This window comes from Streptomyces sp. NPDC022910, from assembly GCF_055561075.1.
The window spans coordinates 48,783-65,462 of the sequence record NZ_JBVHHL010000034.1 but is presented as its reverse complement, the minus strand read 5'-3'; the positions used below and the strand labels follow the sequence as shown (position 1 = coordinate 65,462).

The 16,680-nt window shown below is 70.1% G+C and carries 16 protein-coding genes; 5 read left to right on the top strand and 11 right to left on the bottom strand.

Annotation, left to right across the window (positions count from 1 at the left end):
• Positions 1-36 precede the first annotated feature (36 nt).
• Both ACZ3TS_RS27805 and ACZ3TS_RS27800 read right to left on the bottom strand, forming a co-directional pair.
• Positions 37-369 carry a hypothetical protein gene (locus ACZ3TS_RS27805; protein WP_467623126.1) on the bottom strand — a complete coding sequence of 111 codons (333 nt, stop codon included), beginning with the start codon at positions 367-369 and terminating at the stop codon, positions 37-39.
• A 121-nt stretch (positions 370-490) separates the two neighbouring features.
• The gene (locus tag ACZ3TS_RS27800; protein ID WP_467623079.1) at positions 491-1,156 is read right to left on the bottom strand and encodes a nitroreductase; all 666 of its coding nucleotides are present in this window, start codon (positions 1,154-1,156) and stop codon (positions 491-493) included.
• Between the two features lie 147 nt (positions 1,157-1,303).
• Here ACZ3TS_RS27800 and ACZ3TS_RS27795 point away from each other — a divergent pair, with 147 nt between their 5' ends.
• Positions 1,304-1,954 carry an FMN-dependent NADH-azoreductase gene (locus ACZ3TS_RS27795; protein ID WP_467623077.1) on the top strand — a complete coding sequence of 217 codons (651 nt, stop codon included), beginning with the start codon at positions 1,304-1,306 and terminating at the stop codon, positions 1,952-1,954.
• A 409-nt stretch (positions 1,955-2,363) separates the two neighbouring features.
• Here the strand turns inward: ACZ3TS_RS27795 and ACZ3TS_RS27790 are convergent, their stop codons facing one another.
• The 6 genes from ACZ3TS_RS27790 to ACZ3TS_RS27765 all read right to left on the bottom strand — a co-directional run bounded on the left by ACZ3TS_RS27790 (position 2,364) and on the right by ACZ3TS_RS27765 (position 8,800).
• A complete protein-coding gene (locus tag ACZ3TS_RS27790) occupies positions 2,364-2,849 on the bottom strand; it encodes a MarR family winged helix-turn-helix transcriptional regulator (RefSeq protein ID WP_467623075.1) in 486 nt (161 codons plus the stop codon).
• Between the two features lie 261 nt (positions 2,850-3,110).
• Complete coding sequence (locus ACZ3TS_RS27785; protein WP_467623073.1) at positions 3,111-3,743, bottom strand: hypothetical protein; 633 nt, start codon at positions 3,741-3,743, stop codon at positions 3,111-3,113.
• A complete protein-coding gene (locus ACZ3TS_RS27780) occupies positions 3,740-5,443 on the bottom strand; it encodes a PHP domain-containing protein (protein ID WP_467623070.1) in 1,704 nt (567 codons plus the stop codon). The genes ACZ3TS_RS27785 and ACZ3TS_RS27780 overlap by 4 nt, the downstream gene beginning before the upstream one ends.
• Before the next feature lie 259 nt (positions 5,444-5,702).
• Positions 5,703-6,155, bottom strand: coding sequence for a flavodoxin family protein (locus ACZ3TS_RS27775; RefSeq protein WP_467623067.1), 453 nt, complete (start codon positions 6,153-6,155; stop codon positions 5,703-5,705).
• Positions 6,156-6,310: 155 nt separating this feature from the next.
• Positions 6,311-7,804, bottom strand: a complete 1,494-nt coding sequence (locus ACZ3TS_RS27770; RefSeq protein WP_467623065.1) for a dihydrolipoyl dehydrogenase family protein — start codon at positions 7,802-7,804, stop codon at positions 6,311-6,313.
• Positions 7,805-8,149: 345 nt separating this feature from the next.
• Positions 8,150-8,800, bottom strand: a complete 651-nt coding sequence (locus ACZ3TS_RS27765; RefSeq protein WP_467623062.1) for an FMN-dependent NADH-azoreductase — start codon at positions 8,798-8,800, stop codon at positions 8,150-8,152.
• A gap of 125 nt (positions 8,801-8,925) precedes the next feature.
• On the opposite strand from ACZ3TS_RS27765, the gene ACZ3TS_RS27760 reads away from it, so the two are divergent.
• Entirely contained in the window at positions 8,926-9,297 is a 372-nt protein-coding gene (locus ACZ3TS_RS27760; protein ID WP_467623061.1) for a winged helix-turn-helix transcriptional regulator, read from the top strand.
• Between the two features lie 601 nt (positions 9,298-9,898).
• Here the strand turns inward: ACZ3TS_RS27760 and ACZ3TS_RS27755 are convergent.
• The gene (locus ACZ3TS_RS27755; protein WP_467623058.1) at positions 9,899-10,777 is read right to left on the bottom strand and encodes a YegS/Rv2252/BmrU family lipid kinase; all 879 of its coding nucleotides are present in this window, start codon (positions 10,775-10,777) and stop codon (positions 9,899-9,901) included.
• A 65-nt stretch (positions 10,778-10,842) separates the two neighbouring features.
• The gene (locus ACZ3TS_RS27750) at positions 10,843-12,438 is read right to left on the bottom strand and encodes an FAD-binding oxidoreductase (protein ID WP_467623055.1); all 1,596 of its coding nucleotides are present in this window, start codon (positions 12,436-12,438) and stop codon (positions 10,843-10,845) included.
• Between the two features lie 74 nt (positions 12,439-12,512).
• Between ACZ3TS_RS27750 and ACZ3TS_RS27745 the strand changes: the two genes are divergently transcribed.
• The 3 genes from ACZ3TS_RS27745 to ACZ3TS_RS27735 all read left to right on the top strand — a co-directional run bounded on the left by ACZ3TS_RS27745 (position 12,513) and on the right by ACZ3TS_RS27735 (position 15,397).
• Positions 12,513-13,112, top strand: coding sequence for a TetR/AcrR family transcriptional regulator (locus tag ACZ3TS_RS27745; RefSeq protein ID WP_467623052.1), 600 nt, complete (start codon positions 12,513-12,515; stop codon positions 13,110-13,112).
• Complete coding sequence (locus tag ACZ3TS_RS27740) at positions 13,109-14,707, top strand: glycerol-3-phosphate dehydrogenase/oxidase (protein WP_467623049.1); 1,599 nt, start codon at positions 13,109-13,111, stop codon at positions 14,705-14,707. Before ACZ3TS_RS27745 ends, ACZ3TS_RS27740 begins: the two co-directional genes overlap by 4 nt.
• A gap of 165 nt (positions 14,708-14,872) precedes the next feature.
• Positions 14,873-15,397 carry a hypothetical protein gene (locus ACZ3TS_RS27735; RefSeq protein ID WP_467623046.1) on the top strand — a complete coding sequence of 175 codons (525 nt, stop codon included), beginning with the start codon at positions 14,873-14,875 and terminating at the stop codon, positions 15,395-15,397.
• Positions 15,398-15,497: 100 nt separating this feature from the next.
• Here ACZ3TS_RS27735 and ACZ3TS_RS27730 read toward each other — a convergent pair whose 3' ends face one another.
• A complete protein-coding gene (locus ACZ3TS_RS27730; RefSeq protein ID WP_467623119.1) occupies positions 15,498-16,274 on the bottom strand; it encodes an alpha/beta fold hydrolase in 777 nt (258 codons plus the stop codon).
• Positions 16,275-16,680: the final 406 nt, after the last annotated feature.

Below are 16,680 nucleotides of genomic sequence, written 5' to 3'. Positions count from 1 at the left end.
GCGCAGCGTCCAGCTGTAGCGCAGGTAGCCGAAGACCTAGGCCATGTTGGGCACGCCGCTGATCATGATGCCGCGCCAGGTGACGCGGTCGGTGAAGTCGCCCGGCTCACCGTCCACGGCGCAAGAGTCACGTAGTGCTTTCCGTGCCAGGCAGGAAAAGTGATCCCCTTCATCCCTGCCTCTGCTCCGGCCGTATCCCGCGGCGAGCGACCCCCTTCGTGGCCGCAGGTGGCGTAGCGCGTCGGTGAACGCGGCGGTCAGGCCGGTGGCGTCAGCGAGATCGGCCAGCAGACGAGACCCGGCATGGCTGACCATCCCGTGGCCGTCAGCCGAGACGACGAGCTTGGGACGCAACCCGGTGGTGTGCACGCAGAAAGTGCCTTCCTGCTGGGATGACAGAGACCTTCGACAAGCCTCATCTTCCCAGCTCAGAGGGCACTTTCGCGTTTCGGGTCAAGATCCGGACACCGCGGCAAGTGAAACGCGCAGGCTAACCCTCGACGAACGTGATCGTCTCGTCGAGCGGTGCCCGGCCAATACGGGCATCACCCAGCGTGACGTCCTCGAACCCGATCGACATGCCGCAGAAGAGGAGGAGCTCGTCCGGGGGTGACAGGACCTCCGCGACGGTCCTGTGATACTTCGCCCAAGCCATCTGCGTGCAACTGTGCAGCCCTTCGGCGCGGAGCAGCAGCATGACGGTCTGCAGATACATGCCGACGTCGGACCATTGGGCCGGGCCCATGTCGCGGTCGATGTAGCAGAACAGGGCGGCGGACGCGCCGAAACACTCCCAGTTCGCGGAAGCGGCCCTCTGGCGCGCCTGCAGGTCCGCGCGCGGAATACCGAGTGCGCCGTAGCGCTGCTCGCCGAAGGCGGATCGGCGTTCGCGGTACGGGGACTTCAGTGTGGGCGGGTACTGCTCGTACTCCGGCTCGTCCCAGGGGTCGCCCGACGCCACGCGCTCGCCGGCGCGCTTCGTGAGCTCGGCCAGCGGCGCGCCGGTCAGCACGTAGGCGTGCCACGGCTGGAGGTTCGACGCGGACGGCGCCCAAGCCGCGGCGGACAGCACGCGCTCCAGCACCTCCCTCGGGACATGCCGGTCGGTGAACCCGCGCACCGCCCGTCGGCTCCTGACCGCCTCGTAGACGTCCAAGATCGCCTACCTCCCATCTGATCAACGCGTCGACTGCCGTTGCATTCGCGATAGTATCATTCAATACCTTCTTGTGTTTAACTATCGCCGAATACGAATCCCAGCCCTTGGTTTCCCGCCTCGGGCATCGCTCTTTGGAGAAAGTCCATGGCCACGTTGCTGCACATCGACTCGTCCGCGTTTCCCGGCGAGGCGTCCTCGTCCCGTTCGGTCGCGCAGGCCTTCCGCAGGGCCTGGGAGGAGCAGCACCTCGAGGGCACGGTGATCTACCGCGACGTCGCCGCCAACCCCGTCCCGCACATCACCGCCGACGCCCACACCGCCGGTTTCACCGCACCGTCCGAGCACACCCCGGAGCAGTCCGCCGCGTTCGCCGCGCGCGTGAAGCTCATCGAGGAGCTGGAACAGGCGGACGCCGTCCTGATCGGCGCCCCCATGTACAACTACTCGATCCCGTCGACCCTCAAGGCGTGGCTGGACAACGTGATCCTGCTCGGCCGCACCGCGGGCGAGGCCCCCTCCGCCCAGGGCACCCCGGTCACCGTCGTCGCCAGCCGCGGCGGCTCCTACGCGCCGGGCACCCCGCGCGAAGGCTACGAGTTCGTACAGAACTACCTGGAGGCCGTCCTCGGGGGCACCCTCGGCCTGGACCTCCACTTCATCGTCCCGGAACTCACCATGGCCCTCCGCAACCCGGCCATGTCTGAACTGGTCCCCCTCTACGAGGCCTCCCACGAGCGCGCCTTCGCGGACGCGATCACCAAGGCCAAGGAACTCGCGGAGCGCCTCGCCGTGTAACGCCCGCCATAAGCGCCTGTGACACCTCGACGACGCCGTGTGACACCTTGAGCCAGCACGTCACACGGCGTCCCCTCGCCTGCGCCCTCTTCAACGGTGACCGCCTCTGCCCCTGGGGGCCTGCGGCTTGGCGCTGGGGCAGCCGGAGCGTTCGCCCTGCCGGCGGGCCGCACATCGAGACGCCGGCAATACGCGCAAGGATGAAGAGCACACCGCCGGCCAGGCATGGTGGCAGCGCGGTAGCCGTGCGGACACCTCGGTCCGACGAAGCACTGACCGCCGCCCGCACCCAGGGCCGACGCGTAGCGACGACGGCCGCAGCTCTCAAGACCGGGTCCGCCGCGAACGCTGCTGAGACCGCGTGAGACGAACCGCGCTCACGCGGCACGTAACCGTCGCACAGGCGCGCTTACGCCTCACCGCCTGCGGGATGGGCAAGCCGGGTGAGCAGATCCGTCAACTGCTCGGGCCCGCCGGGACCCAGTTCGGCAACCAGACGCTCAGCCAGCGGCTCCGCCGCCACATGGGCTGCATCGAAAAGCTCGACGCCCTGAGGCGTGATCTCCACTGCCCGCACCCGCCGGTCCCCCGGAACGGTCTTGCGTACGGCCAGCCCCTTACGCTCCAGGTCGTCCACGACCCGCATGATTCCCGCCTTGTCCGACCCCGTCGCCGCCGCCAAGTCCCGCTGCACCGTGGCCCCGCGGTCGACCAGCACGAGCAGCACGGCGAAATGCCGCAGCTCGATGCCGAGCGGTCGAAGCGCCTCCCCCATCACCGCGGCCGCGTGCCAGTGCGCCCGGCGCAGCAGCAAGCCGAGAGCGAAAGGCGAGGTATCCCCGGGGCGATCGGTCGCGCGCGAGGTGGTGGTTCGGTGAGGAACATCAGCGCTCATGAGAGCACGTTACCAGCTACCAATTCATTCGATACGGTTTCGTTTGAAACTAAATACGGCTACTGCGTCTGCTGCGGCGCTTCCAGACGGCCGAGGGCGAGTGCGGGCCGACAACAGGGCGCCGGATGCGGGAGCACGACGTCATGCTTTACCAACGCCGAGGCCACACACCCCAGATGTGGTTGCAGTATGAGGGAGACTCGCCGCCGCGCCTGAGTCTGCCCCCCGTCGACACCAGTGCACCCGCGCCGAGTCGTTCCATCAGGCGTGAACGGCGCAACAGGGCGTGGGGTTGGGCACCTCGAACGGCGCGAGGGTTCCGCCTGCGGCCGGAACCAGGGCGAGGGTCAGGTGTCCTTCGTGCCACTCGGGCCGTACGTGGTCGCGGGTGAGCACCGGTGTGGCCGGGTCGGGCCCCTGCCCGTCCGCCGGCGGCGTGCCGAGCACGGTGACCTGGTCGATGGCGGTGTGGGCGAGCACGTCGGACACGGTGACGGTGCTGGTGAGACGGTCGACGCCGGGATACACCACTGCCCGGCCGCCCCGCCGGTCCACGTGTTCGGCAACAGCCAGGGCTGCCGCGCGGGCGGCCTCGGCAGGACCGTACGCATGCTCCCCCAGTACGGCGCCTACCTCCGTGCCTTCCTTCAGGGCAAGGCCGGGCAGGAGTTCCCACGCCGCGTCGGCCGCACCGGCGTCGGGCAGGGCGAGCGAGATCACTGTGCCCCGGCGCTCGGCGGTGCGGATCAGATGAGTACAGGCGATCGTGCCCGAGGGAAGAGCGAGTTGCTCCACCAGGTCGCGGATCAGGTGGTCCGCCTCTCGCAGGTTCGCCGTCCCCGCGTCCACCCCGATGACGGAGTGGACGCCGGGCGCGTCGTGCAATGCGGTCATGCGGGCAGGACCCACATGGGGTTGGAGTAGAACCACAGGTCCTTCCAGGGGTCGGCGTCCCCCATCACGTCGATCGCCGGTCCGGCCGGATCGACGGCGGCGCCGCGCAGGCCGACCGCCGTGCGGTTGCCGTCGGTACCCCTCAGCCGGACATACACCGGCTTGTCCACACGGCCGAGCGAGTACGTCAGGCGCACCGACCCGGTGGACTTGTTCACATCGAAGGACTTGACGACCTTGGTGTCCGGTGTGGCGAACGAGTCCTGGTTCGCAACCGGGCCGGTGACATCGCCCTGGATCACGTCGACGCGGGCCAGCGTCGGTACGAACTGGGCCCAGTTCGGGCCGTTGGCGAGGCTGATCTCGACGACCAGGTCGACCTGGCTGCCGCGGCGCACGTGGAGCACGCCGCCGAGCGTCACCCCGCGGCCGCCCGAGCGCAGCTGGGCGTCGAGGCCGCTGATGAGCCCGCCATGGTCGACCCAGACGCGACCGGCGCGGATGCCGTCCATGACCGCCTTGTAGGAGAAGGAGGCGGAGCCGACGTGGGTGCGGGAGTACTGGCCGGGCCAGAAGTCGGTGTCGGTGAGGTTGAGGCCGCCGCCGTAGACAGGGTCGTTGTAGCGGCCGTTGGCGTTGAAGTCGCTGTTCGGGCCGCGTACGGCGGTGTCGGCGTACACGTTGTGGGAGTCCGAGTTGGCCGTGATCCACCAGGGCTTGCCCTCGGCGAGCAGACTGTCCCACAGGCCGCCGACGGTGGCGGTCATCCAGTCGAAGCCACCCCAGGTGCGGTAGCTCTCCAGCGGGTAACCGGCGAACGAGTCGGCGCTGGGGCTGTTGTCGTAGATACCGCGCGCGGAGCCGGGGCCGTTGGGGGCGGGCAGGCCGCCGGCCTGGTGTCCGGGGGCACCCTCCATGCCGACGGCGATCGTCGGCTGCGCGTCGCGCCAGGCACGGATCTCGTGCGGGGAGTCGATGCCCTTGCGGGCCGGGTGGTTGGCCAGGAAGAGGGCGTCCTTGACCTTGCGCCGCTGGACCTGCTCGGCCAGGAAGTTGAGACCCGCGATGGCGAGCGCCTCGTTCGCCGGCGTGCCGGCGGAGGCGTTCTTCACCGAGCCGTCGAAGGAGGTCTCGAACTCCTTCAGTACAGCGACCTCGTTCTTGCCGGGGTGGACGAACACGGTGCCGTGCTCGGCGGCCGGGATGTTCCACTCAAGTCCCTGGAAGACGAGCGTGTCGTCGATCTGCTCCCGGGCCGCGACGATGTCCGGGTTGACCTTCTCCACACCGATCTTGGCATGCGTCTCGCTGCCGTGGTCGGTGATGACCATCCAGTCCAGGCCGTGCGCGTTCGCCTGCCGTACGTGGTCGATGACCCGGTACTTGGCGTCGGAGCTGTGCTGCGTGTGGATGTGGTGGTCACCGGCCAGCCACAGGTACCCGTCGGAACGTCCGCCGTGCGAGTACCTCGATCCGGGCGCAGCCGCAGCCTGGCCCGCGCCTCCCAGAACGCTTCCGGCGGCCAGCCCCGCTCCGAGCAGACCGGTGCGACGCAGCATCGAGCGCCGCGAGAGCTGGCTGGGCGTCAGCTCCTCGTCGGGAACCGACAGGTCGAGCGCAGGCGGCAACGACGAGGGGACGCCGCTCCCGTGGTCGTGGTGGTGATGTCCATGCCCGTGTCTGTGACCGTCGTGGCCCATGTCAGCTCCTGCCGCAGCACTGGATTAGCTGTTCGAACGGGGCTGAGACTGGGCAGTGGGAATGAACGACAGTGGACCCTTCAGCTGCGGAATCAAGAACGCCGGATGTGAGGCAGGCAAGCCACGGCGCCGCCTCATGGCCGGGCGGTCGCCTGGCCACCCGTGATCACTGGCCCGGCCGACGCCTCAACGCACCGATCCCGCCTCCCACTTGGGGGCGGGATTCTCGTGCCTTTGTCGATGCAGGTGTTTCCCCGGCTCAGCTCATCAGTCCGGCGGCGACCGTTGCTCCCAGTTCCCAGCACGCCTCGGTCGCGGCCTTGCCCGGCTCCCCCGTCACGGTCACCGCCTCGGCCGCACGCCGCCAGCCGAGCCCGGTCGTGATCGACTCGATCCCACGCACCGCTCCGGTCACGTCACTGCCGCCGTGCACCCAGTAGCCGAACGGCCGACCGCGCGTCTCGTCCTGGCACGGGTAGTAGACCTGGTCGAAGAAGTGCTTGAGTGCCCCGGACATATAGCCGAGGTTGGCCGGAGTCCCCAGCAGATACCCGTCGGCTGCCAGCACGTCGGACGCCGTGGCGGACAGCGCCGCCCGCCGCACCACCCGCACACCCTCGATCTCCGGTGCCGTCGCGCCGGAGACAACGGCTTCGAATAGCGCCTGGCAATGGGGCGAGGGGGTGTGATGCACGATCAGCAAAGTAGCCATACCGTCGAACCCTGCCGTGACGCCCCCCTGACCGCAACCGGCCGCCCTGACGAGGGCGGCGCACCGGGCGTGCGATCGTCACCGGCGCGCACGTCAACCGGACGATCCCCCGGCTGTTCGGCCTTCGCCACTTGCAGATCCGCTGGGAACGACGTTCACGCACCTTCACCCGGTGCGTCTGTCGTCCCGAGTACCGCATGGCGTTGCGAGCGCAACGTCTCCAGCAGACGTAGCCAGATCTCGCTGACGGTGGGGTAGCTGGGCACGACGTGCCACAGGGTGGACACAGGGATCCGCCCGACGATCGCCGTGGTCGCCGAGTGCACGAGTTCGGCGATGCCGGCGCCGACGAACGTCGCCCCCACTACGACGTCGTCGGCACGGTCGACGACGAGTTTGGCCCGGCCGCGGTAGTCCGAGCTCATGACCCAGGTTCCGGCGAGTGCGGCGAGGTCGTACTCGACGACCTCGACATCGGTGCCCGCATCCCGTGCCTGCTGCTCGGTTGCGCCGGCGCTGCCCACCTCGGGTGTGGTGAAGACGACTTGGGGCAGCCCCAAGTGTCCGGCCGAGGCGGACGGCAGGTCCACGGAACCGGCGGCTCGTGCTGCGATGACCTCTCCGGCGATACGAGCCTGGTATTTGGCCATGTGCGTGAGCAGTGCGCGGCCGCACACATCGCCGATGGCGTAGAGCCAGTCGCCGGCCGCTCCCTGCACGGACTGGTGGTCATCGACTTCGAGGTAGCCGCCAGGGGAGACTCCGACGGTTTCCAGGCCGATGTCTTCGGTGTTCGGGATGCGTCCGGCAGCCACGACGACTTCGTCGGCCTCCATGACCGTGCCGTCGTCGAGGGTCACGCTCACCTCGCCACCGTGTACGCGGCCCTGGCCCGTGTCATGGGCGCCGGGCCGCCGTACCTGGGACATGGTGCGTCCTGGGCTCAGCCACACGCCGGCGTCCCGCAGTGCCTCGCCGACGAGCGTCCCCGCGAACGGTTCGTACCGGGCCAGCAGCCCGCCACGGTGGACGATCGCCACCTCGGCTCCCAGCCCGTTCAGCCAGGTGGCCGCCTCGCACGCAACGACGCCGCCGCCGAGGATGACCACCCGTCGTGGCACTTCCCGCATGGTGGTCACATCGCGTGAGGTCCATGGCAGCGCGGCGCGCAACCCCGGTACATCGGGTACGGCCGGACAGGAACCGGTGTCGATGACAACAGCGTGCCTGGCCGTGAGCTCCCGAGTCGAACCATCGGGTCGGCTCACGGCGACCCTGCGCTCACCGGCCAGTCTCCCGTAGCCGCGCACCACGTCGATGCCGGTGTCCAGAGCCCATTTCACCTGGGAGCTGTCGTCCAGACCGTTGATCACGACGTCGCGCCGGGCGAGCACCGCGGCGGGGTCCAGTTGTGTCGAGACGCCGGGCAGGTGTTCGGCTGCGTCGACCAACTCGACCGGGCGGAGCAGCGCCTTGCTGGGCATGCAAGCCCAGTACGAGCATTCGCCGCCCAGCAGAGCGTTCTCCACGAGCACCGAGGAGAGGCCGGAGAACTGGCTCGCGTACTGAGCGGCGTTCTCACCGGCGGCCGCACCGCCCAGGACGATCACATCCCAGTCGGAGCGGTCCGGGTCCACCGTCGCAGTCATGGGATTGTCCCCTATCGCCCTACCGCCGGAGCGGCGGTCCATGGAACGTGGTGCGAGCAGGTGCCGCGCGGACGGCGATGTGCCTGTGCGGAAGCGCCGGCAGACGGCGTGATGCGCTGTGGTCCGAAACCAGCCTACGGGCCATGGGACTCTCCCACCCGTTTCCCCGGTGAGGGAGCACAGGGCGGGTCCGGCGCCCTGGACTGTGCGGCGCCCGCTCGGGGCGACCGGAGGCGCCTGCGAACGGATGGTGCCAGGGGCGATCAAGTAGGAACGCCGCCTTACACCGCGAGGGGCAGGGCGGCAGACGGCGTTCCTGTCGGGGATCGGGTTATGGGGATCGGGTCATGCGGCGAGGCGCTCGACGAGCTGCTTGGCCTTGGCGGCCGCGTTCTCGAGGGCGCGCTCGCGGGAGGCCTCGTAGAGAGGGACCAGCTCGGCCATCGCCGGGTTGTGCGGAGCCATGGTGAGCTCCGGGACGATGAAATCGAGGTCGAGGGCGAGGGTGTCGGCAAGGATGGCCTGCAGGTAGTTCTGCACGTATTCGAAGCCCTCGCGCGGGGTGCCCGGCGCGTAGGAGCCGCCGCGGCTGGCGACGACGGTGACCGGGGTTCCCTTGGCGGAGGGGCTCTCGCCCGCCGTGCGTCCGAAGAGGATCACGTTGTCGAGCCAGGCCTTGAGGGTCGAGGGGATCGCGTAGTTGTACATCGGTGCGCCGATCAGCACCGCGTCCGCCTGCTCCAGTTCCTCGATCAGCTTGACGCGCTGGGCGAAGGCGTCGGCCTGCTCGGAGGTGTGGTCGGCGGGGTCGGCGAAGCCGGCGGTGTGGGCATCTGCGGTGATGTGCGGGACCGGAGTCGCGGCCAGGTCGCGATAGATCACCGTGCCGTCGGGGTGCTGCTCCTGCCAGGTCCTGCGGAAGGTGTCAGCCACGGTGCGGGAGGCGGACACCTCGCTCGGGAAGACGGACGAGTCGATGTGAAGCAGGGTGGCCATGCGTGCCTCCAGAAGAGCGTGCCCAGGAACGGGTGACCCGGGCTGCGATTTCGTACGCAGCTATATCTAACACAGGTACTTACTTTTTTTCACCCCCCTCCTACGCGGGGTAGTACCCTGTGCGCATGGCGACGGAGCAGAGCCACGACGCGGCGGCGTGCAAGCGGGTGGACGATGGCATCACCCGTGTCTTCCAGTTGCTCGGAAAGCGCTGGAGCGGTCCGATCGTGGCTGTGCTGGTGGCGCAGCCCGCACACTTCGCCGACCTGCGCCGGGCCATCCCCGGCATCAGCGAGCGGATGCTCTCCGACCGGCTCGTCGAGCTCGGCGCCGCGGGACTCGTGGTCCGCGAGGTCGACGAAGGGCCGCCGCTACGCGTCTCCTACCGGCTGACGGAGTCGGGAGCCGCGCTGGAGCCCGCGCTCCTGGCGCTCGGCGAGTGGGCGAAGACGCATCTGCCGGAGACCCAGCCCTGCGTGGAGACGGCCGGGAAGTGACGGTCCCGCCGAGCGGGACACGACGATCAGCCCGCAGGCCGGGGCCGTCGTCGCCGGGGCCGCCGACACCGCGGAATCGACTGTCGCCATCGCCGACCTGACCCGTCGTACACATCGAGATCGCGAGCGGTATCGGCTCGGGCCTCATCACCGCGAGCGTTGACGTCGGCGGCAACGTCGGCTGCGCGGAGCGTCAGCCTCCCAGCGGACGGGTCCTGCGCAGCCTCGGCATCCCCGAGACGACCGACGACGACCCGCTGCACGGCACCCGCGAACCGGCCGACGGATCGCCGACAGCGAACCGACCTCCCTGCACGCCGTGCGCCCGGCTGCCACGGAGATCGGCGACGTCGCTGGCCATGCTGGTCCACACGTTCAACCCGCGCACGGCGGTGCTCGCCGGTCCTTCGAGCGAACTCCTCGGCCGGCCGAAGAGCCGGCGGCGGACGATCAGATCGAAGCCGGGCCTCCCGAGCAACAGGGCCCTGCGTCTCGGCCTTGAAGTAGTGACCTTCTTCGAGGCCCGCGAGCGGAGTGGGGTGCTCCGGCCGTCGTCCCAGGAGTTCCTGGGGCGCTCCCGTCCGCGTGGCGCCGTGGAGCGTCAGCACAGCACGGCGAGTGCTCCAGGCAGGACCCTGGCCGTGACGGGGAGGACGGCCTCCACCTCGCCGTCGGCGCCGTAGGGCACGTCCCGGTCGGCCTCGATACGGATCTCTCTGCCCCGGGCGACCCGCACTTCGCGCCGGTGGACGTGCGCGCCCGTCTTGAGCTCGTTCATCAGGGTGAAGAAGAGCCGGCGTGGCGCATGGCGGATCATCACCACCTCGAGGAGGCCGTCGTCTACGCGTGCGTCGGGGGCGATGATGCGGCCGGAGCCGTAGTAGGCGGAGTTGGCCGCCACGACGGTGTAACCGTGGTGCGTGAGTTCTTCGCCGTCGATGGTGACCCGGTAGGTGGCCGGGCGCCAGGTGGCGACGGCGCGCAGTCCGCCCGCGTAGTACGAGGCCGCTCCGCTCAGGAGTTTGGCGTGGTTGGCGTGGCGGTTGGCGAGTGCGTCGACGCCCGCGTACACGCTGCCGAGGACGACGGCGCGGCCGTGGGCGGACTCCACTTCGATGGTGTCGACGTGGCGGGGGCTGTGGTGGATCAGCAGTTGGGCCAGCGCGGCCGGATCGGTGGGCAGGTCCAGTGCCCGGGCGAAATCGTTGCCGCGGCCTGCCGGGATGATGCCGAACAATATATCGGTGCCGCTGAGCGCCCCGCCGACGCCGCCGACGATGCCGTCGCCGCCGACGGCGAGGACGACCCGCTCCCGCTCTCCGGCGTGCCGCGCGAGGTCCTGGGCGTGGGCGAGGCTGTGGCTGTACTCGGTCTCCACCTCGGCCCCGGCGTCCCGCAGCAGCCGGGCCACCTGCAGGAGGGTCGCGACCCCGGTGGATCCGCCGGCGGTGGGGTTGACGATGGCGGTGAACTGTCGCATCGGTGTGCCTCCGAAGGCGCCTGACGGGTCGTGACGGACGGTGGGGGTGAGGGTGACGGATCGGATCAGTCGGCGGGCAGCAAGACGCCTGGGTTGAGCAGCCCGGTGGGGTCGAGGCGTCGTTTGACCGCCTGGAGGGCTTCGACGCCGAGCGGTCCGGCCTCCTGGACGTACCAGTCTCGGTGGTCGGTGCCCACACCGTGGTGGTGGCTGATCGTGCCGCCGGCGGCCATGATCGCCTCGTTGGCGGCGTGCTTGGCGGGCGCCCAGTGGGCCACGGGGTCGTCCCCCTGTGCGGAGACCACGGTGAAGTACAGCGAGGCGCCGTTTTCGTAGACGTGGGAGATGTGGCACATCACCAGCGGTGGAGTGCCGGACCGGGTGAGCGTGGTGGTGAGCGCTTCGCGAACGGAGGCATACAGCTCGGGGAGGCGTGACCAGAAGGCCGCGGTCTCCAGTGTCTCGGCGAACGCGCCCGCGTCCAGCAGCGCGTCCCGCAGATAAGGCGCCGAATAACGGCCGTCGGCCCAGCGCTCTCCCGGTCCCCGACCCACGTATGTGCCGCCGCACTCGCGCAGCACGGCCGCGGCCCGCTCCCGACGGTACGAGGTGTCCTCCTCGGTTCCTTCGTAACCGGCGATCGCCAGGCATCCAGCGGCCTGCTGCGCGTCGAAGGAGCCGATGGCGTCGGGCTGGGCGAGGCCGATCAGCGTCTCGGTCTCGTCCGACAGGCGCAGTACGGTCGGCCGCGGACCGTCCTGGGCCAGGCGCCGCAGCCCCGTCGCGCCGGCCTCGAAGGAGTCGAAGCGCCATCCTTCGTAGAGGCGTGTGCGCGGGACGGGGCGGACCCGTACGGTCACCGAGGTGATGACGCCGAACGCCCCTTCGGAGCCGAGGACGAGCTGACGCAGGTCGGGTCCGGCGGCGGAGCGCGGGGCGCGGCCGACGTCGAGGGTGCCGACGGGGGTGGCGAGGGTGAGGCCGAGCACCATCTCGTCGAACCGGCCGTAGCCGGCGGACGCCTGTCCGCTGGAGCGTGCGGCGGCGAATCCGCCGATGGTGGCCCACTCGTAGGACTGGGGGAAGTGGCCGAGGGTGAAGCCGTGCTCGGCCAGGAGCGATTCGGCCTGCGGGGCCCGCAGCCCCGGTTGCAGGGTGGCGGTGCGGGAGACGGGGTCGAGGGCGAGCAAGCCGTCCATGCGGCGCAGGTCCAGCGCGACGAAGGGTCGCCGCCGCTCGGGGGCGAGGCCGCCGACGACGGAAGTGCCGCCGCCGAACGGGACGAGTGCCAGGTCGTGTTCGGCGCAGACCTTCAGCACCGCCAGGACCTCGTCGTGACTCGCCGGGAGGGCCACGGCCGCGGGCGTGTCACCGACGTCGCCCTCGCGGATGCGCAGCAGATCCGGAGTGGACTTTCCGCGGGTATGCCGGATGCGGGACTCGGCCCCGGTGAGCAGATGGTCCTCACCGCCGACGGTGGCGAGCAGAGCCCGGAGCGCGGCGGCGACCAACGGCGGCTCGGGCAGGGAGATCTCGTCCATGGCGACCGGCTCGGCGCTGCGGGGCTTGACCCCGAGCATGTCGCGCAGCAGCCCGATCACCGTGTCGGGCAGCGGCGTCGCCCTGGTCGGGTCTCCCCAGCCGCTCCACAGCATGTCCATGGCGCTTGTCCTCACCGGTCGTTCCGAAAGAGTGCCGTCTCCTGCGCCCCCACCGGGGCGTTACACTGTGACACATGGCGCCTATTCGTCACAACGCCTCGGACAGTGATCCGGTGCTCGACGCTGTACGCGACTGCGTCCTGGCCGTCGGAGTCCGGCGCACCACCCTCACCGACGTGGCCCGCCGCGCGGGCGTCTCCCGGATGACGCTGTACCGCCGCTGGCCGGATGTACGGTCCCTGGTCGGCGACTTGATGACCCGAGAGTGGATCGAGGCGGCCACCCGCGCGATGCCCGAGCCCGAGCCGGGATCGGACGCACGCACCCTGATCGTGGACGGTCTCGTCAAAGGGGTCGCCGCCTTCCGCAGTCACCTCCTCTTCCGCAAGATCGTCGAAGTCGATCCCGAACTGCTCCTCCCCTACGTACTGGACCGGCGCGGAGCAAGTCAGGAAGCCCTTCTCGAACTGCTCGCCGACGCCCTCGAGGAAGGCCACGCGGACGGGTCCGTACGCCCCGGACACCTCCAACGGCAGGCCAGATCCCTGCTCCTGATCGCCCAGTCCTTCACCCTGTCACTGCGCACCATGACCGACGAGGACGACGGCGAGCTGAGCACCGCGGCCTTCTACGCAGAACTGCGGACCATCCTCGAGAGGACCCTTACGCCATGAGCCCCAGCAGCAACCCGGTCTCCTCCACGCACCCGGCTCCGGGCTCGTCCCTGACCGCCGCCCGCCGTCGGCGTGAACTGGCCCGGAGCACCGACGACAGGTGCGTGGACGTCCTGGTCGTCGGCCTCGGCGCGACCGGCGCCGGAGCCGCCCTGGACGCCGCTGCCCGCGGACTCGACGTCGTCGCCATCGACGCCCACGACCTGGCCTTCGGCACTTCCCGTTGGAGCTCCAAACTCATTCACGGCGGACTGCGCTACCTCGCCTCCGCCCAGTTCGACGTCGCCCATGAAAGCGCGCGCGAACGCGGAGTCCTCATGGAGCGCACCGCTCCGCATCTCGTGCACGCCCAGCCCTTCGTGCTGCCCCTCACGCCGCTCGTCTCCCGCGGTCAGGCCGCCCTGGCCTGGGCCGGCTTCCGCGCAGGCGACACGCTGCGCCTGGCGGCACGCACGGCCCGGACGACGCTGCCCGCACCGCGCAGGCTCTCCGCTGCCGAGACCCGCCACTTCGCCCCCGCACTGCGCAGCGCCGGGCTCCGCGGCGGCCTTATGTCCTGGGACGGCCGCGTGACCGACGACGCCCGCCTGGTCACGGCGATCGCCCGCACGGCCGCGGCCCACGGCGCGCGCATCCTCACCCGCGTGCGCGCCCTGGGACTCACCGCCTCCGGCGCCCGGATACGCGACGAACTCACCGGCGAAGAGGGCGAGATCAAGGCTCGCGCGGTGATCAACGCCTCCGGTGTGTGGGCAGGCAGCCTGGTGGACGGCGTCCGCATACGGCCCTCGCGCGGCACCCACCTCGTTCTGCGCACGGAACACCTCGGCTCCCTGCCGGCCGGCCTGCACATCGCGATCCCCGGCGAGACGAACCGCTTCGTCCTCGTCCTGCCCCAGGGAGACGGCCGGGTCTACGTCGGCCTCACCGACGAGCCCGTCGACGGCGACATCCCCGACATCCCCCAAGTGCCCGAGACCGACATCGGCTTCCTGCTCGACGTGGCGGGCTCCGTCCTTGACGTCCCGGTCCACCGCAAGGACGTGGTGGGCGCCTTCGCAGGGTTGCGCCCCCTGCTGGACACCACGCCCGCGGCGGGCTCCGGCGCGGCGACCAGCACCGCCGACATCTCCCGCAAGCACGCGATTCTCACCTCGCCGGAGGGCGTGACCACCGTGGTCGGCGGGAAGCTCACCACCTATCGGCGTATGGCCGAGGACGCCGTCGACGCCGCGATCGCGACCCACCGCCTTGCTGCCCGGCCCTCCCCCACAACCACCGTCCCCTTGATCGGCGCCGCACCGCCGCACGTACTCGCCGGCCTCCGCGCCCCGCGACGTCTGATCAACCGCTACGGCACCGAGGCGCCGGCCGTCCACGCTCTGGCCACACACGACCCCCGGCTTGCCGAACCGGTCCTGGAAGGCCACCCCGTGACCCGCGCTGAACTGCTGTGGGCCATACGCCATGAAGGAGCACTCGACACGGCGGACCTCCTCGACCGCCGCACCCGCATCGGACTGGTTCCCGCCGACCGCGACACCGCGCTGAACAGCGCACGGGACCTGATCAACGACGCCCCCGACGCCTGCTGACACATCGTCAGGGCGAGTACGAGAAGCCAGAGCCACTGCCGAAGCAGCGCAAGGTTGCCTCAATTGCCCTCTGGCGAACGCGCGTAGACCTCGGGCACCATCTCCATGCACCACCTGCACAGCCGCCCCACAAGACGCACGGCCCGACAGCAGGAAGGTCCCCACATGAAGATCCGCTCCGCCCTCACGGCCCTCGCACTGACCATCACCCCCGGGCTCGCCGTCCTCGGCAGCGCCGGGGACGCACTCGCCGCCCAGGACGGTGCCCAGGCCGTCGCCGTCACCAAGATCTCGCACGCCACCGCGACTTCGATGTTCCGCGAGGTCGGCATCACCTGGTCGTCCTCCGGCAACTGCTCCGACCGCAACAACCCGACCTGTACGTCCTTCGAGCAGCTCAACCTGGCCACCGCCCAGGGCGCCCAGACCCTCAAGCGGGCCTCCGGCTGCGCACTGAACATCACGGGCGGCACCGAGACCGGCCACGCGAGCGGTACCTACTCGCACTGGAACGGCTACAAACTCGACTACGGCAAGAACACCTGTGTCACCAACTACATCAAGGGCAACTTCACCTACATCGGCCTGCGTGGCGACGGCGCGCCCCAGTACCAGTCCGGCTCCGGCAACATCTATGCCGACGAGGGCAACCACTGGGACGTCCTCTACTACAACTGCGGAGGCTGCTGACCCTTCGTCGCCCTCCGGCCGACGCGGTTCTTGCAGTGAGGCGGCGCGCCGGCCGCGCATGGGCCGGCGCGCCGCCGCGGCAGCCGACGGCTGCCGCCCCTTATCGCGTGGCAGAACCGGCCGCGTCGGCGGCCTGAAGGATGAGTTCGGTGACGGCGTCGGGGTGGGAGATCATGGCCATGTGGGAGGAGTCGATCTGCACCGTGTGCGCGCCCGCCCGCTTCGCTTCGAAGCGTTCCTGGTCAGGGTTGATGGCCCTGTCCTGCTTCGCCACGAGGAACCAGGAGGGAATCTGCCGCCAGGCGGCCACTTCGGCGCTCTCGGAGAACGCGGACGTGCTGACGGGCCGTTGGGTCGCCGCCAGCAACTTCGCCGTGCCTACCGGCAGATCGGCGGCGAAGACCTGGTGGAGCTTGTCCGGCCGGATGTAGAGGTCACTCCCGCTGACTCCGGCGCCGGCGCGGTAGGGGATGGACTGGGTGGCGTTGGCGAGTTCGCTGGGGTACTTGGCGGCCAGCGACATGCCGCTCTCGCCCTTGTCCGGCATCTGGGCTGCCACATAGACAAGAGACTTCACCCGCGAGTTGCCGGCGGCGGCCGAGCTGATCACCGCACCGCCGTATGAGTGCCCCACCAGTACGATCGGCCCCTTGAGGTTGTCCAGCACCGAGGCTATGTAGGTGGAGTCGTTGTACAAGCCGCGCAGCGGGTTGGCGGGGGCGATGACGGGGTAGCCACGGCGTTCGAGCCGCTCGACGACCTCGTTCCAGCTGGAGGCGTCCGCGAACGCCCCGTGCACCAGGACGACCGTCGGTTTCGTCGCGGACGTGTCGTCGGCGGCGGTGGCCGGGGCTGCCCAGGTCGCGCACAGTGCCATGGCACAGCCGATCGCTGTGACGTGCGCGCCGCGTATGCGGCCGCGTGTGCCGCGTATCGGAAGTTCAGTCACGCCGTTCTCGCTTTCTGTGAGGCCTACGGCACCGGGCCCGCCACCCCGGCCTGCCACCACACAGGGGTTCGCGGAGTGAGCCGGGAGCGCCGAGTGGCATACATGGGCGTCCTTCCTCGGACGGACGCTTCCTGCACGAGCCTTCCTGCGGACCCCGTGGACCGGCGCGCCGAACTGCGCTGCAGGAGTGGCGCAGTACCGCCGCTTGGGTGGTCGGTCACCAGGGCGGTTTGCGGAAGCCGGCGTCAGCGGTGCGTGGCGGACCGGGGAAGCTGCCCACGGGTTCCGCAGAGGGCCGCTCGATCGCGAGCCCGGGCAGGACCCACGGCGTCCT